A 14,644-nucleotide genomic window follows, 5' to 3' on the forward strand; every position below is an offset into this window, starting at 1 on the left:
GGGGGCCGCTCGGTGTGCCGGTATCGTTGCTGACGGTCGGCTCCTTCGTAGAGTTCCCCGTATCGGGGATCGTGACTCGTTCGTACGACCACACAAAGCCGCCGACCACACCGGCCCCGCACGCTCGGCGAGGCCGTGCCCGCTTCCAGAAAGGCGCCCACCGTGGCCTCCCTGCCCCCCACCGGTCTGCCTCCCACCGGCCGGCCGGCCCGGCTCGTGGTCCTGGTCTCGGGTTCGGGTACGAACCTCCAGGCGCTGATCGACGCCATCACCGCCGACCCCATGGGTTTCGGGGCGCGGATCGTGGCCGTCGGCGCCGACCGCGACTCGATCGTGGGACTGGAACGCGCGGAGCGCGCCGGGGTGCCCACCTTCGTGTGCCGCGTGAGGGACCACGGGACGCGCGAGAAGTGGGACGCGGCGCTCGCCGAGGCGACCGCCGCGTACGAGCCGGACCTGGTGGTCTCGGCCGGCTTCATGAAGATCGTGGGGAAGGAGTTCCTCGCGCGCTTCGGCGGCCGGTTCGTCAACACCCATCCTGCTCTGCTGCCCAGCTTTCCCGGTGCCCACGGCGTACGCGACGCGCTCGCGCACGGCGTGAAGGTGACCGGCTGCACCGTCCACTTCGTCGACGAAGGCGTCGACGAGGGCCCGATCATCGCGCAGGGCGCGGTGGAGGTCAGGGACGAGGACTACTCGGACGACGGCGTCGCGCTCCATGAGCGCATCAAGGAAGTCGAGCGACGCCTGCTCGTCGATGTCGTGGGGCGTCTGGCCCGGCACGGCTACCGCATTGAGGGACGAAAGGTAACGATCCAGTGACCGCCGAAGGTACGAAGCGGCCGATCCGCCGCGCGCTGGTCAGCGTCTATGACAAGACGGGCCTGGAAGAGCTGGCCCGTGGACTGCACGAGGCCGGGGTCACCCTGGTCTCCACCGGTTCCACCGCCGCGAAGATCGCCGCCGCCGGGGTGCCGGTCACCAAGGTCGAGGAGCTGACGGGCTTCCCCGAGTGCCTGGACGGGCGCGTCAAGACACTGCACCCGCGTGTGCACGCCGGCATCCTCGCCGACCTGCGGCTCGACGCGCACCGTGAGCAGCTCGCCGAGCTGGACATCGAGCCGTTCGAGCTGGTTGTCGTCAACCTGTACCCGTTCCGGGAGACGGTCGCCTCGGGGGCGACCGACGACGAGTGTGTGGAGCAGATCGACATCGGCGGCCCCTCGATGGTGCGCGCCGCCGCCAAGAACCACCCGTCCGTGGCCGTCGTCACCAGCCCGGAGCGGTACGGGGACGTCCTCGCGGCCGCACAGGACGGCGGGTTCGACCTGACGACCCGTAAGCGGCTCGCGGCGGAGGCGTTCCAGCACACGGCCGCGTACGACGTGGCCGTGGCGTCCTGGTTCGCCGCCGACTACGCGGCCGTGGACGCGGAGGCCGACAGCGGTTCCGCCGCGGACCGCCTGCCGGACTTCCTCGGAGCCACGTACCTCCGTAAGAACGTGCTTCGTTACGGCGAGAATCCGCACCAGCCCGCCGCGCTCTACACCGGCGCCGAGGGCGGCGGCCTGGCCGAGGCCGAGCAGCTGCACGGCAAGGAGATGTCGTACAACAACTACACGGACACGGACGCCGCGCGCCGTGCCGCGTACGACCACCCCGAGCCGTGTGTCGCGATCATCAAGCACGCCAACCCGTGCGGGATCGCGATCGGCGACGACGTGGCCGAGGCGCACCGCAAGGCACACGCGTGTGACCCGCTTTCCGCGTTCGGCGGTGTGATCGCCGTCAACCGCCCGGTGTCCGTGGAGATGGCCGAGCAGGTCGCCGAGATCTTCACCGAGGTGATCGTCGCCCCGGACTACGAGGACGGCGCGGTCGAGGTGCTGGCCCGCAAGAAGAACATCCGCGTGCTGCGCTGCGCCGACGCGCCCACGGCTCCGGTCGAGGTCAAGGTGATCGACGGCGGGGCGCTGCTCCAGGCCACCGACCGCTTCCAGGCGGCGGGCGACGACCCGGCGAACTGGACGCTGGCGACCGGCGAGGCGCTGTCGGCGGCGGAGCTGGCCGAGCTGGCCTTCGCGTGGCGCGCGAGCCGCGCCGTCAAGTCCAACGCGATCCTGCTCGCCAAGGGCGGGGCGTCGGTGGGGGTCGGCATGGGTCAGGTCAACCGTGTCGACTCCGCGAAGCTCGCGGTGGAGCGGGCGGGGGAGGAGCGGGCGCGCGGCGCGTTCGCCGCGTCCGACGCCTTCTTCCCCTTCCCCGACGGGCTGGAGATCCTCCTGGAGGCGGGGGTCAGGGCCGTGGTGCAGCCGGGCGGGTCGGTCCGTGACGAGCAGGTGGTCGAGGCGGCGCGGAAGGCCGGCGCGACGATGTACTTCACGGGGACGCGCCACTTCTTCCACTGACGTTCGTCCACTGACCTTTTCCGCTGAGTGACTCTCCGTACGACGAAGGCCGCGCTCCCGGTAGGGGAGCGCGGCCTTCGGTCGTCGCGTGATGTGGCACTAAGGCGCTTGGTTCGCCCGCCATGCGATCAGTTGGACTTGATGACCAGCGACGAGCAGACCTTGTCCGCGAGCGTCTGGTTCTTCGAGTCCCACAGCGGCCACAGGAAGCCGATGTAGCAGATGACGCCGTCGAGGAAGTGGGCGAGACGGCGGACGAACGCCATGCCGATACCGAGCGGCTGGCCGTCGGCCTCGCGCAGCAGACGGATGTTCAGGGCCTTCTTGCCGATGGTCTGGCCGGTCTTGCCCTCCTGGATCAGCTGCCAGATGGCCACCGCGAAGACCGCGCAGATCCCGAGCAGGCGCAGGAAGGTGCCGAAGCCGCCACCGATGGCGGCACCCGCGAAGACGATGATGTACGGCACGAGGAGGACGAGTCCGTCGACCAGGGTGCCGAGGACACGCGCGCCCCAGCTGGCGAGTTCCGGCGTGCCGCCGTATCCGGGACCCTGCGGGGCGGAGTAGGGCGCGGGGCCGCCGGGCGCGGGGTAGCCGTACCCCTGCTGCGGCACGCCCTGCGGGGCCTGCTGGGGGTAGCCGTAGCCCGGCTGGGGCGGCTGACCGGGCTGACCGGGCTGGCCAGGCTGACCGGGCTGCTGCCCGTACGGGTTCTGGGGGTCGCCGAAGCTCATTTGGGGACTTCCTCCGTTGGATGCGGGACGGTGCGGGTCCGCGCGGAGGAAACGGTGGTTCATAAGCGGTCCGGCCCCCCGCACTGCCCGCTGTGGTGCGCCGATCATGCTGGTAGGACTGTCCTCTTTTTGTCCAGTCGGTATCCGTATGCGTTGTGCAAGTGCAACCTGGGCGGATCCGTGACGGCCGGACCGGGACCCGAATTGGAACAGGGACGGGTCCATCCGCGAGGATGGGGCCATGACCGCCCAGATTCTCGATGGCAAGGCCACCGCAGCCGCGATCAAGTCCGACCTGACCGCCCGCGTGGCGGCCCTCACGGCGCGGGGCGTCCTGCCCGGCCTGGGGACGCTGCTGGTCGGGGACGATCCGGGCAGCCGGTGGTACGTGAACGGCAAGCACCGCGACTGCGCGGAGGTCGGCATCGCGTCGATCCAGCGTGAACTCCCCGACACCGCGACCCAGGAAGAGATCGAGGCCGTCGTCGCGGAGCTGAACGCGAACCCCGAGTGCACGGGGTACATCGTGCAGCTGCCGCTGCCCAAGGGCATCGACACCAACCGGATCCTGGAGCTGATGGACCCTTCCAAGGACGCGGACGGGCTGCACCCGATGAGCCTCGGCCGGCTGGTGCTCAACGAGACCGGCCCGCTGCCGTGCACCCCGTACGGGATCATCCAGCTGCTGCGCCACCACGGCGTCGAGATCGCGGGCGCGCACGTGGTGGTCGTCGGACGCGGCATCACGGTGGGGCGCTCGATTCCGCTGCTCCTGACCCGTAAGTCCGAGAACGCGACGGTGACGCAGTGCCACACCGGCACCCGTGACCTGTCGGCGCACCTCAGGCAGGCGGACATCATCGTGGCGGCGGCGGGCGTGCCGCACATCATCAAGCCCGAGGACGTGAAGCCGGGCGCGGCCGTCCTCGACGTCGGCGTCAGCCGGGACGAGCACGGCAAGATCGTCGGCGACGTGCACCCCGGGGTCGCCGAGGTGGCCGGCTGGATCTCGCCGAACCCCGGCGGTGTCGGCCCGATGACCCGCGCCCAGTTGCTGGTCAACGTGGTCGAGGCGGCCGAACGCGCCGTCGCCGCGGGCTGACCGGGTCCGAACGGGAAAGGGGCACCCATGGGTGCTGGTACGAGCGCGAGTGACACGCCGGAACCGAAAGGTGTACGGCAGGCCGTCGCCGTGGAGCCGGGTGCCACGGGGGCGGCGGAGGCCGCCGTGCTGGGCCTGGCGGAGAAGGAGGCGGCGGCGAAGGCCGGCTCGGACGCGGGGGTGGCCCCGGACGCCGTTGTTGACGCGGGCGTGGACCTGGACGCGGGTGCGGTCACGGATGTTGACGCGGGCGGGGGCGCCGACGTGGACGCGGACGCGCGCGCGGATCAGGGTGCCGACGTTGACGCGGACGTCGCTCCGCGTGTGGGCGCGAGCGAGGACGCGCGTGCGGACGCCGACCCGGACGCGGCTGCCGTACCCGGCGAGTCCGACGGCACCAACGACCCCGGTCCGGACGACGACTCCGAGTCGCGGCGCTTCCCCGCCGTCACGACGGACACCGCCCGGCCCGAGGGCGGCGGCCGGGCCGCGCCCCCGGACGCGCCCGCGCCCGCCCGGCAGTGGCCGCTGCTCAGCGTCCTCGGGACCGTCGGCCTCGGGCTCCTGGTCGTCGGCACACACCCCTTCGACGAGGCGTTCCGGATCGGCACGATCCTCATCGGCGTCGCGCTGATCGGCGGCGCCGTCCTGCGCCGTGTCCTGCCGTCCGTCGGCATGCTCGCCGTGCGCTCGCGCTTCACCGACATGGTCACGTACGGCCTGCTGGGTCTGGTGATCATCATGCTCGCGCTGATGACGCAGCCCAAGCCGTGGCTGGAGATCCCGTTCCTGGAGGACATCGTCCACTCGACCGTGCCGTAAGCCGTGCGGGCGTAAGGCGTGTGGAGCGGCCGGTTGTACGAGAACGGCGCTCGTCCCCTCCCCCGAGGGAGGACGAGCGCCGTTCGTCTGTGTCCGGGGGCGTTTCCCCCGCAGACATCAGCGTCATGGACGCGTCGGAGGGGATCAAGGGTTGCCTGCCGCCTGTGGCAGGGAGGTGACGATTCCGCCTTGCGGTGTCCGTAGGCGCACCGCGTCAAGGTCGTGAGCCGTGCCACAAAGGGGGCGGCGATCCAGGGGCGCCGGGGTCCGATAGCCTGACCGCTGGATATCTCTTCACGTCAAGATTCGCATCGGGGTTGAGTCCGGAACCCCGACCGGCGCCGGGGAGATGTCCCGCACCAGGGGCAGGGACCCCCGCCACCCAGCTGTCTTACGGAGATCGCCATGACCCGCACTCCCGTGAATGTCACCGTCACCGGCGCGGCCGGCCAGATCGGCTACGCGCTGCTCTTCCGCATCGCCTCCGGCCATCTGCTCGGCGCGGATGTGCCGGTCAAACTGCGTCTCCTGGAGATCCCGCAGGGTCTCAAGGCCGCCGAGGGCACGGCGATGGAGCTCGACGACTCCGCGTTCCCGCTGCTGCGCGGCATCGAGATCACGGACGACCCGAACGTCGCCTTCGCCGGCGCCAACGTCGCGCTGCTGGTCGGCGCCCGCCCCCGTACCAAGGGCATGGAGCGCGGTGACCTGCTCTCCGCCAACGGTGGCATCTTCAAGCCGCAGGGCAAGGCCATCAACGACAACGCTGCGGACGACATCAAGGTCCTCGTCGTCGGCAACCCGGCCAACACGAACGCGCTGATCGCCCAGGCCGCCGCCCCGGACGTACCGGCCGAGCGCTTCACCGCGATGACCCGCCTGGACCACAACCGCGCGATCTCGCAGCTGGCGCGGAAGACCGGCGCGGCCGTCTCCGACATCCGCCGCCTGACCATCTGGGGCAACCACTCCGCCACGCAGTACCCGGACATCTTCCACGCGGAGATCGCCGGCAAGAACGCCGCGGAGACCGTCAACGACGAGGCGTGGCTGGCCGACACTTTCATCCCGACCGTCGCCAAGCGCGGCGCCGCGATCATCGAGGCGCGTGGCGCGTCCTCGGCCGCGTCCGCCGCCAACGCCGCCCTCGACCACGTGTACACCTGGGTCAACGGCACCGCCGAGGGCGACTGGACCTCCATGGGCATCCCGTCGGACGGCTCCTACGGCGTGCCGGAGGGCATCATCTCGTCCTTCCCCGTCACCACCAAGGACGGCGTGTACGAGATCGTCCAGGGCCTGGACATCAACGACTTCTCGCGGGCGCGGATCGACGCCTCGGTGAAGGAGCTCCAGGAGGAGCGCGACGCCGTCCGTGAACTCGGCCTGATCTGATCGGCCCGATCTGATCGTCACGACATCGAGGCCCCGATCCGCCGACATACCCGGGCGGATCGGGGCCTTGTGTCTTCCCCGGCGTGACCCCGCGCACTTTCGGACACCGAAACCGCATGCTTCCGGCCCCTTGGGGCAGGCGCCCCGATCGCCAGTTCTCGCTGGTGGAGGACGTTCTGTGAGGGAAGGCAAGACGCGACGTGTCGGCACAACAGACCATTCATGTGGGCGGGGAGTGGCGTGAAGCCGTCTCCGGTGCCACACGCGACATCCTCGACCCCGCCGACGCGACGGTTCTCGCCGTGGTGTCCGAGGGCGGGACCGAGGACGCGGACGCGGCGGTCGCCGCGGCGCGTACGGCGTTCGACGAGGGCCCCTGGCCCGGGACCCCGGTCGCCGAGCGGGCCGCGCTGCTGCGCCGTACCGCCGATCTGCTGATCCGCAACCGCGAGACCATCGCGCTGCTGGAGAGCCGGGACTCCGGGAAGACCCTGGAGGAGGGCCGCGTCGACGTCGAGTGTGTCGCCGACACCTTCCGCTACTTCGCCGACCTGGTGATGAACGAGAGCGGCGGCCGGGTCGTCGACGCGGGCTCGGACACCGTCCACAGCGTGGTCGTCCACGAACCCGTCGGCGTCTGCGCGCTGATCACCCCCTGGAACTACCCGCTCCTCCAGGCCAGCTGGAAGATCGCACCGGCCCTCGCCGCGGGCAACACCTTCGTCGTCAAGCCCAGCGAACTCACCCCGCTCACGACGGTCGACCTCATCGACCTGCTCGCCGAGGCCGGCCTGCCCGCCGGGGTCGCCAACCTGGTCACCGGTGCGGGCGCCACCGTCGGCGCCCGGCTCGCCGAACACCCCGACGTGGACCTGGTCTCCTTCACCGGCGGCCTGAGCAGCGGTACGAAGGTGATGCAGGCGGCGGCCCCCGGCGTGAAGAAGGTCGCCCTGGAGCTGGGCGGCAAGAACCCGAACGTCGTCTTCGCCGACGCCTGCGCCACGGACGAAGGTTTCGACACCGCCGTCGACCAGGCGCTGAACGCCGCCTTCATCCACAGCGGCCAGGTCTGCTCGGCCGGCTCACGACTGATCGTCGAGGAATCGATACGCGAGCGCTTCGTCGGTGAACTGGCCCGGCGCGCCCAGCGCGTACGGCTCGGGCGCGGCACGGAGAAGGACGTGGAGTGCGGACCGCTCGTCTCCGCCCAGCAGTTGGCGAAGACGGAGGAGTACGTCGCCTCCGCGCTCGCGGAGGGCGCGGTCCTGCGCTCCGGCGGCAAGCGTCCCGAGCCCTCCGGCGTCCGGTCCGCCGACGGCTACTTCTACGAGCCGACGGTCCTCGACCAGTGTCATCGCGGGATGCGGGTCGTACGGGAAGAGGTCTTCGGGCCCGTGCTGACCGTCGAGACCTTCCGCACGGAGGACGAGGCCGTGGCCCTCGCCAACGACACCGAGTACGGCCTGGCCGGCGGTGTCTGGAGCGCCGATCCCGGCCGGGCGCGGCGGGTCGCCGGGCGACTGCGGCACGGCACCGTGTGGATCAACGACTTCCACCCCTACCTCCCGCAGGCGGAGTGGGGCGGCTTCGGCAAGTCCGGCATCGGGCGGGAGCTGGGGCCCGCCGGGCTGGCCGAGTACCGCGAGGCCAAGCACATCTACCAGAACCTCGCGCCGCGGCCCGTGCGCTGGTTCGCCGGCTGACGGGCGGCCCGGTCCGTACCCCGGAATCCCCCATTTCCGTGCTTCGGTCCGAATTGGCATCTCCCGTTTTGGCGTTCCCACGCGTCTACCTCATGTAGGCCTCCCCACCACGCCACCACCCCCACCACCTCAGCACCCCCACCGCATAAGCCCCCCACCGCGTTGGCTCCCCACGCCACCGCAGCAGAGGAGTACAGCAGCCATGGGATCCACGGCCGAGTACGACTACGTCGTCGTCGGAGGCGGCACCGCCGGATCGGTGATCGCCTCCCGCCTCACCGAGAACCCGGACGTCACCGTCGCCGTCATCGAGGGCGGCCCCTCCGACGTCGACCGCCCCGAAGTCCTCACGCTGCGCCGCTGGATGGGCCTGCTGGGCGGTGAGCTGGACTACGATTACCCGACCACCGCCCAGCCACGCGGCAACTCGCACATCCGGCACAGCAGAGCCCGGGTGCTCGGCGGCTGCTCCTCGCACAACACCCTCATCGCCTTCAAGCCCCTGCCGTCCGACTGGGACGAATGGGCGGCGGCGGGGGCTGCCGGGTGGGACGCCGACGCGATGGACCCGTACTTCGCGCGGCTGCGGAACAACATCGTGCCCGTCGACGAGCGGGACCGTAACGCGATCGCCCGCGACTTCGTCTCCGCCGCGCAGGAGGCCCTCGGCGTCCCGCGCGTCGAAGGCTTCAACCGGCAGCCGTTCTATGAGGGGACGGGCTTCTTCGACCTCGCGTACCACCCGGAGGACAACCGGCGCTCGTCGGCGTCGGTCGCGTACCTGCACCCCTTCCTGGACCGGCCCAACCTCCATCTGTTCCTGGAGACCTGGGCGTTCGCGCTGGACTTCGACGGCACCCGGGCGCAGGCCGTGCGCGCCTGGACGAAGGAGGGCGACGAGGTACGGGTCGCGGCCCGGCGCGAAGTGGTCGTCTGCGCGGGCGCGGTGGACACCCCGCGGCTGCTGCTCCACTCGGGCGTCGGGCCGCGCGCCGACCTGGAGAAGCTCGGCATCCCCGTCGTCCACGACCTGCCCGGCGTCGGGGAGAACCTGCTGGACCATCCCGAGTCGGTGATCGTCTGGGAGACGGACGGGCCGATCCCGGAGAACTCGGCGATGGACTCCGACGCGGGCCTGTTCGTCCGGCGCGACCCGGAGAGCCAGGGCCCCGACCTGATGTTCCACTTCTACCAGATCCCGTTCACCGACCACCCGGAGCGCCTCGGGTACGAACGCCCCGAGCACGGCGTGTCGATGACCCCGAACATCCCCAAGCCGCGCAGCCGCGGCCGGCTCTACCTGACGAGCGCCGACCCGGCGGAGAAACCCGCCCTGGACTTCCGGTACTTCACCGACGAGGACGACTACGACGGCCGCACTCTGGTCGACGGCATCAGGATCGCCCGCCAGGTGGCGGCCGCCGACCCGCTGGCGAAGTGGCTCGTACGGGAGGTCTGTCCCGGCCCCGACATCACCTCGGACGACGAGCTGAGCGCGTACGCCCGGGCCTGCGCGCACACCGTCTACCACCCCGCCGGCACCTGCCGGATGGGGGCCGCGACCGACGAGCTCGCCGTGGTCACCCCGGATCTGAGGATCCGCGGGCTCGACGGCATCCGCGTCGCCGACGCGTCCGTCTTCCCGACGATGCCCGCCGTGAACCCGATGATCGGGGTCCTGATGGTCGGCGAGAAGTGCGCGGAACTGCTGACCGAGCCGGATCCCCGAGCAGCCACCGACCGAAGGAGCCCGACCCGATGAGCCAGAGCACCCCGACCGGACCGGCCGCCTCCGCCACCCCTTCCGAGCTCACGGCTCCCTCCGGCCTCACCGCCCCAGCCGGCTCGCGCGCCTCCGCCGATTCCGCCACCTCCGCCGATTCCGCCACCCCCGTCTTCGCCGTTCGCGGCCTGTGGAAGGTCTTCGGCCCCAAGGCGCACCGTGTGCCCGGTGACCCCGATCTAGGCGCGCTCACCCCCGCCGAGCTGCGGGAGAGCACCGGCTGCACCGCCGCCGTACGGGACGTGTCCTTCGACGTGCGCAAGGGCGAGGTCTTTGTGGTCATGGGCCTGTCCGGGTCGGGGAAGTCCACCCTCGTCCGCTGCCTGACCCGGCTCATCGAGCCGACGGCCGGCGCCGTCGCCATCGACGGAGAGGACGTCCTGTCCATGGACAAGGGCCGGCTGCGCGAGTTGCGCAGGCACCGCGCCGCCATGGTCTTCCAGCACTTCGGACTGCTCCCGCACCGCTCGGTCCTCGACAACGTCGCCTACGGCCTGGAGATTCAGGGCATGGGCCGCACCGAGCGGCGGGCGAAGGCCGCCGAGGTCGTCGGCAAGGTAGGTCTCGAAGGGCTGGAGGACCGCAGGCCGGGACAGCTCTCCGGCGGTCAGCAGCAGCGTGTCGGACTGGCCCGCGCGCTCGCCGTGGACCCCCAGGTCCTGCTGTTCGACGAGCCGTTCAGCGCGCTCGACCCGCTGATCCGCCGCGACATGCAGGAGGAGGTCATCAGGCTGCACCGCGAGGAGGGCCGCACGATGGTCTTCATCACCCACGACCTCACCGAGGCACTGCGCCTCGGCGACCGTATCGCGCTGATGCGCGACGGCCGCATCGTGCAGCTGGGCACCCCGGAGGAGATCGTCGGCCGGCCCGCCGACTCGTACGTACGCGACTTCGTCCGTGACGTCCCGCGCGAGCAGGTCATCACCGTCGGCGCGGCCATGCGGCGTGTGCGGACGGGGGACTCGGAATCGGGTCCCGCGCTCGCCCCGACGGCCACCGTCTCCGAGGCGATCGAGGCCGTCGCCCGGACCGGCGAGGCGTCGGCGCGGGTCGTCGAGCACGGGCGGCTGGTCGGGATCGTCGACCGGGAGCGGCTGCTGGGGGTGGTGGCCGGGACGGCCGCCGGCCCCGCGACCGGCCCGGGCCCGGGCTACGGAACCGGTCAGGCGGTCGCGTGATGGCCACCGCCGCCGCGTCCTCCGGCTCCGGATCGGGCTCCGCCTCCGCCGCACCGGGCCGCGGGCTCTCCGCCGCCCTGACCAGGCGCGGGCTCGGCAAGGCGCTGCTGCTCGCGGCCTTCGCCGCCGTCCTCGTCCCCCTCGCCCTCACCCGCTGGCCGGGCACCCCCTGGCCCGCCGCCCTCACCGTCGACCTGACGGGCCCGCTCGGCAGCGCCAGCGACTGGATCATCGACAACCGGGACAGCCACCCGCTCTTCCTCTACTTCTTCGGCTACATCAGCAACGGCGTCGTGCTGTCCGTGCGCGGGGTGTACCTGCTGCTGCTCGGCATCGGCTGGGCGGGCGTCACGGCGCTGGCCGGGCTGATCGCCTGGCGGGTCGCCGGGGTACGGCTCGCACTCACCGCGGCCCTCTCGTTCGCCGTCTGCGGACTGCTCGGCATGTGGGTGCCGACCATGCAGACGCTCGCCCTGATGGTGGTCGCGGTCACCGTCTCCGTGGCGCTCGGCGCGCTGCTCGGCCTCGCCGCCGGGCTCTCCGACCGGCTTTACCGCGCCCTGCGGCCCCTGCTCGACACCATGCAGGTGCTGCCCGCCTTCGCCTATCTGCTGCCCGTCGTGCTGATCTTCGGCATCGGTGTCCCGGCGGCGGTGCTCGCCACCGTCGTGTACGCGGCTCCGCCGATGGCACGGCTCACCGCCCTCGGACTGCGCGACGCCGACGGCGGCGTCATGGAGGCCGTGGCCTCGCTCGGCGCGACCGGCCGCCAACGGCTCCTCACCGCCCGGCTGCCGCTCGCCCGCAAGGAACTGCTGCTCGGCCTCAACCAGACCATCATGATGGCCCTTTCGATGGCCGTCATCGCGTCCGTGATCGGCGCCGGGGGCCTGGGCGACCGGGTGTACCAGGCGCTGGCCTCGGTGGACGTCGGCGCGGCCCTCGCGGCCGGGCTGCCGATCGTGCTGCTAGCCGTGGTGCTCGACCGAACGACCGCCGCCGCCGGGTCCGGGACCGCCGCGGGCAAGGACGCCGCAGCACGGCGTGGCGGGTGGCTCCGCTGGGGCGCCGTGGCGCTCGCCACCGCGGCCGTGGTCGCCGTGGGCCGGCTCGCCGACCGGCTCACCTGGCCCGAAGGCTGGACCGTACCGATAGCGGATCCGGTCAACACCGCCGTCGGCTGGATGACCGACCACCTCTACTCCGGCGTGCCCGTCGTCGGCGGCACCGCCGACTGGGCCGGGCATTTCACCACCTGGATCCTTGATCCGGTACGGGGCGGCCTCCAAGCCCTGCCCTGGTGGTCCCTCCTGCTGATCGTCGCCGCGCTCGCCCTGCTCATCGGCACCTGGCAGACCGCCCTGACCGCCGTCCTCGCCCTCGCGGCGATCGGTGTCCTCGGCGTGTGGAAGCCGTCCCTGGACACGCTGTCCCAGGTACTGGCCGCCGTCGCGGTGACGCTGGTCATCGGCTTCGCCGCCGGGATCGCGGCCGCCCGCAGCACCCGGGTGGAAGCGGTGCTGCGCCCGCTGCTCGACGTCTTCCAGACCCTCCCGCAGTTCGTCTATCTCATCCCGGTGGTCGCCCTGTTCGGCGTCGGCCGGGCCCCGGCGGTGGCCGCCGCGGTCGTCTACGCGCTGCCGGCCGTCGTACGGATCACCACACAGGGACTCCGGCAGGTCGACCCGGCGGCGATGGAAGCGTCCCGCTCGCTCGGCGCGACCGGCACCCAGCAGCTGCGCAAGGTCCAGCTGCCCTTGGCGGGACCCGCGCTGCGGCTCGCCCTCAACCAGGGCGTGGTGCTCGTGCTCGCCGTGGTCATCATCGGCGGACTGGTCGGTGGCGGGGCGCTCGGATACGACGTCGTGTTCGGCCTCGCCCAGGGCGATCTCGCGACCGGGCTGGTGGCCGGAGCGGCCATCGTCTGCCTCGGTCTGATGCTCGACCGGGTGACCCAGCCCACCGAACGACGCCAGGCCCGCACCAGGAAGGAGGCCTGACATGAAGCTGACCCGTACGCGTACCCGTACCCGGACGCGCACCTCTGGCCGTATCCGCACCCACCGCGCCGCCGCCCTGGGGACGCTGCTCGCCCTCCTCACCGGCTGTGGCGCCGCCGACATGACCGAGCAGGCGTCCCCGTACGCCAACGCGCAGGGCTCGAAGACCGTCACCCTCTCCGTCCAGTCCTGGGTGGGTGCCCAGGCCAACGTGGCCGTGGCGGCCTATCTGCTCGAACACGAGCTGGGTTACCGGGTGGACACCGTCCAGGTCGACGAGATCCCGGCCTGGGACGCCTTGAGCCAGGGCCGCGTCGACGCGATCCTGGAGGACTGGGGCCACCCGGACCAGGAGAAGCGGTACGTCACCGACAAGAAGACGATCGCGCCGGCCGGGGACCTCGGGGTCACCGGGCACATCGGCTGGTTCGTGCCCACGTACTTCGTGAAGCAGCACCCGGACGTCACCGACTGGCGCAATCTCAACAAGTACGCGGACCAGTTCCGTACGGCGGAGAGCGGCGGCAAGGGGCAGCTGCTCGACGGCTCACCGTCGTACGTCACCAACGACAAGGCGCTGGTCAGCAACCTGGACCTCGACTACCAGGTGGTCTTCTCCGGTTCGGAGGCGGCGCAGATCACCCAGATCAAGCAGTTTGCCAAGGAGAAGAAGCCCTTCCTCACCTACTGGTACACACCCCAGTGGCTCTTCGAGAAGGTCCCGATGACGGAGGTGAAGCTGCCCGCGTACAAGGACGGTTGCGACGCCGACCCCGCGAAGGTGGCGTGCGCGTACCCGAACACCCCGCTCCAGAAGTTCCTCAATGCGGACTTCGCGAAGACCGGCGGCAGGGCGGCCACGCTCCTCAAGAACTTCTCCTGGACCACCGCCGAACAGAACGAAGTGGCCCTGCTCATAGCCGACGAGGGCCTCTCGCCCGAGGACGCGGCGGCTCGGTGGGTGAAGACGAACGAGCGGACCTGGCGCACCTGGCTGTCGGCGAAGTGACGGAGTAGCGGACCGGTAACAGCCCTGCCGCAGGCGGGTCCTGACGGCCGGTCGGTGACGTCCGGCGTGGCACGGTGGAAGACATGACCAACCTTGCCAAGGGTGCCAACGTCCCGCTGCCCACCACGGCGTTGCGCGCCACCCTCACCTGGCGACCCGGTCCCGGCGTACCGGACGTGGACGCGTCCGCACTCGTGCTGGACGGACGGCGGCGGGTGCGGGGCGACGACGACCTCGTCTTCTACAACCAGCCGGCCCATCCGTCGGGGGCGGTCGTTCGCGGGCCGGGACGGCCGGGCGAGGAGTCCCTCGGTCTCGACCTGGGGCGGGTTCCGGCCGAGGTGGCGTCGGTGGTGCTGGCGGCCTCGGCGGACGGGGGGCCGTTCGGCCGCGTTCCCGGCCTGCGCCTCCAGGTGACCGACGCGGGTACGGGCGCGATGGTGGTCGCGTTCGACATCGGCGACGCGACGACGGAGACGGCGTTCGTCTTCGGCGAGGTGTAGCGGC

General features: G+C 71.5%; 12 protein-coding genes. 11 read left to right on the forward strand and 1 reads right to left on the reverse strand.

Features of this window, described 5'->3' with window-relative positions; translation table 11 throughout:
• The first annotated feature begins 162 nt into the window (after positions 1 to 162).
• Positions 163 to 822 carry a phosphoribosylglycinamide formyltransferase gene (gene purN / locus ACIO1C_RS19070; protein WP_401864837.1) on the forward strand — a complete coding sequence of 220 codons (660 nt, stop codon included), beginning with the start codon at positions 163 to 165 and terminating at the stop codon, positions 820 to 822.
• On the forward strand, positions 819 to 2,408 hold the full coding sequence (purH, locus tag ACIO1C_RS19075; protein WP_401864839.1) for a bifunctional phosphoribosylaminoimidazolecarboxamide formyltransferase/IMP cyclohydrolase: 1,590 nt from the start codon (positions 819 to 821) through the stop codon (positions 2,406 to 2,408). Before purN ends, purH begins: the two co-directional genes overlap by 4 nt.
• A 128-nt stretch (positions 2,409 to 2,536) precedes the next feature.
• Here the strand turns inward: purH and ACIO1C_RS19080 are convergent, their stop codons facing one another.
• Positions 2,537 to 3,142 (reverse strand): RDD family protein, encoded by a 606-nt coding sequence (locus ACIO1C_RS19080; RefSeq protein ID WP_401864842.1) that lies wholly within the window; start codon positions 3,140 to 3,142, stop codon positions 2,537 to 2,539.
• 241 nt (positions 3,143 to 3,383) lie between these two features.
• Between ACIO1C_RS19080 and ACIO1C_RS19085 the strand changes: the two genes are divergently transcribed.
• From ACIO1C_RS19085 to ACIO1C_RS19125, 9 genes are all read left to right on the forward strand, one after another.
• A complete protein-coding gene (locus ACIO1C_RS19085; RefSeq protein ID WP_401864845.1) occupies positions 3,384 to 4,244 on the forward strand; it encodes a bifunctional methylenetetrahydrofolate dehydrogenase/methenyltetrahydrofolate cyclohydrolase in 861 nt (286 codons plus the stop codon).
• Positions 4,245 to 4,271: 27 nt separating this feature from the next.
• Positions 4,272 to 5,066: a DUF3017 domain-containing protein gene (locus tag ACIO1C_RS19090; RefSeq protein WP_401864847.1), complete on the forward strand. Its 795-nt coding sequence runs from the start codon at positions 4,272 to 4,274 to the stop codon at positions 5,064 to 5,066.
• Positions 5,067 to 5,471: 405 nt separating this feature from the next.
• Positions 5,472 to 6,461 carry a malate dehydrogenase gene (locus ACIO1C_RS19095; RefSeq protein ID WP_327234884.1) on the forward strand — a complete coding sequence of 330 codons (990 nt, stop codon included), beginning with the start codon at positions 5,472 to 5,474 and terminating at the stop codon, positions 6,459 to 6,461.
• 200 nt (positions 6,462 to 6,661) lie between these two features.
• Positions 6,662 to 8,164, forward strand: a complete 1,503-nt coding sequence (locus ACIO1C_RS19100) for an aldehyde dehydrogenase family protein (protein WP_401864850.1) — start codon at positions 6,662 to 6,664, stop codon at positions 8,162 to 8,164.
• A gap of 202 nt (positions 8,165 to 8,366) precedes the next feature.
• The gene (locus ACIO1C_RS19105; RefSeq protein ID WP_401864852.1) at positions 8,367 to 9,926 is read left to right on the forward strand and encodes a GMC family oxidoreductase; all 1,560 of its coding nucleotides are present in this window, start codon (positions 8,367 to 8,369) and stop codon (positions 9,924 to 9,926) included.
• The gene (locus tag ACIO1C_RS19110; protein WP_401864854.1) at positions 9,923 to 11,128 is read left to right on the forward strand and encodes a glycine betaine/L-proline ABC transporter ATP-binding protein; all 1,206 of its coding nucleotides are present in this window, start codon (positions 9,923 to 9,925) and stop codon (positions 11,126 to 11,128) included. The genes ACIO1C_RS19105 and ACIO1C_RS19110 overlap by 4 nt, the downstream gene beginning before the upstream one ends.
• Positions 11,128 to 13,128, forward strand: a complete 2,001-nt coding sequence (locus ACIO1C_RS19115; RefSeq protein WP_401864856.1) for an ABC transporter permease subunit — start codon at positions 11,128 to 11,130, stop codon at positions 13,126 to 13,128. The genes ACIO1C_RS19110 and ACIO1C_RS19115 overlap by 1 nt, the downstream gene beginning before the upstream one ends.
• A 1-nt stretch (position 13,129) precedes the next feature.
• Positions 13,130 to 14,137, forward strand: coding sequence for an ABC transporter substrate-binding protein (locus ACIO1C_RS19120; RefSeq protein WP_401864858.1), 1,008 nt, complete (start codon positions 13,130 to 13,132; stop codon positions 14,135 to 14,137).
• Positions 14,138 to 14,220: 83 nt separating this feature from the next.
• Entirely contained in the window at positions 14,221 to 14,640 is a 420-nt protein-coding gene (locus ACIO1C_RS19125; RefSeq protein WP_401864861.1) for a TerD family protein, read from the forward strand.
• The last annotated feature ends 4 nt before the right edge of the window (positions 14,641 to 14,644 follow it).

The sequence above is a fragment of the Streptomyces sp. NPDC087420 genome (assembly GCF_044744165.1).
Lineage (GTDB): Bacteria > Actinomycetota > Actinomycetes > Streptomycetales > Streptomycetaceae > Streptomyces.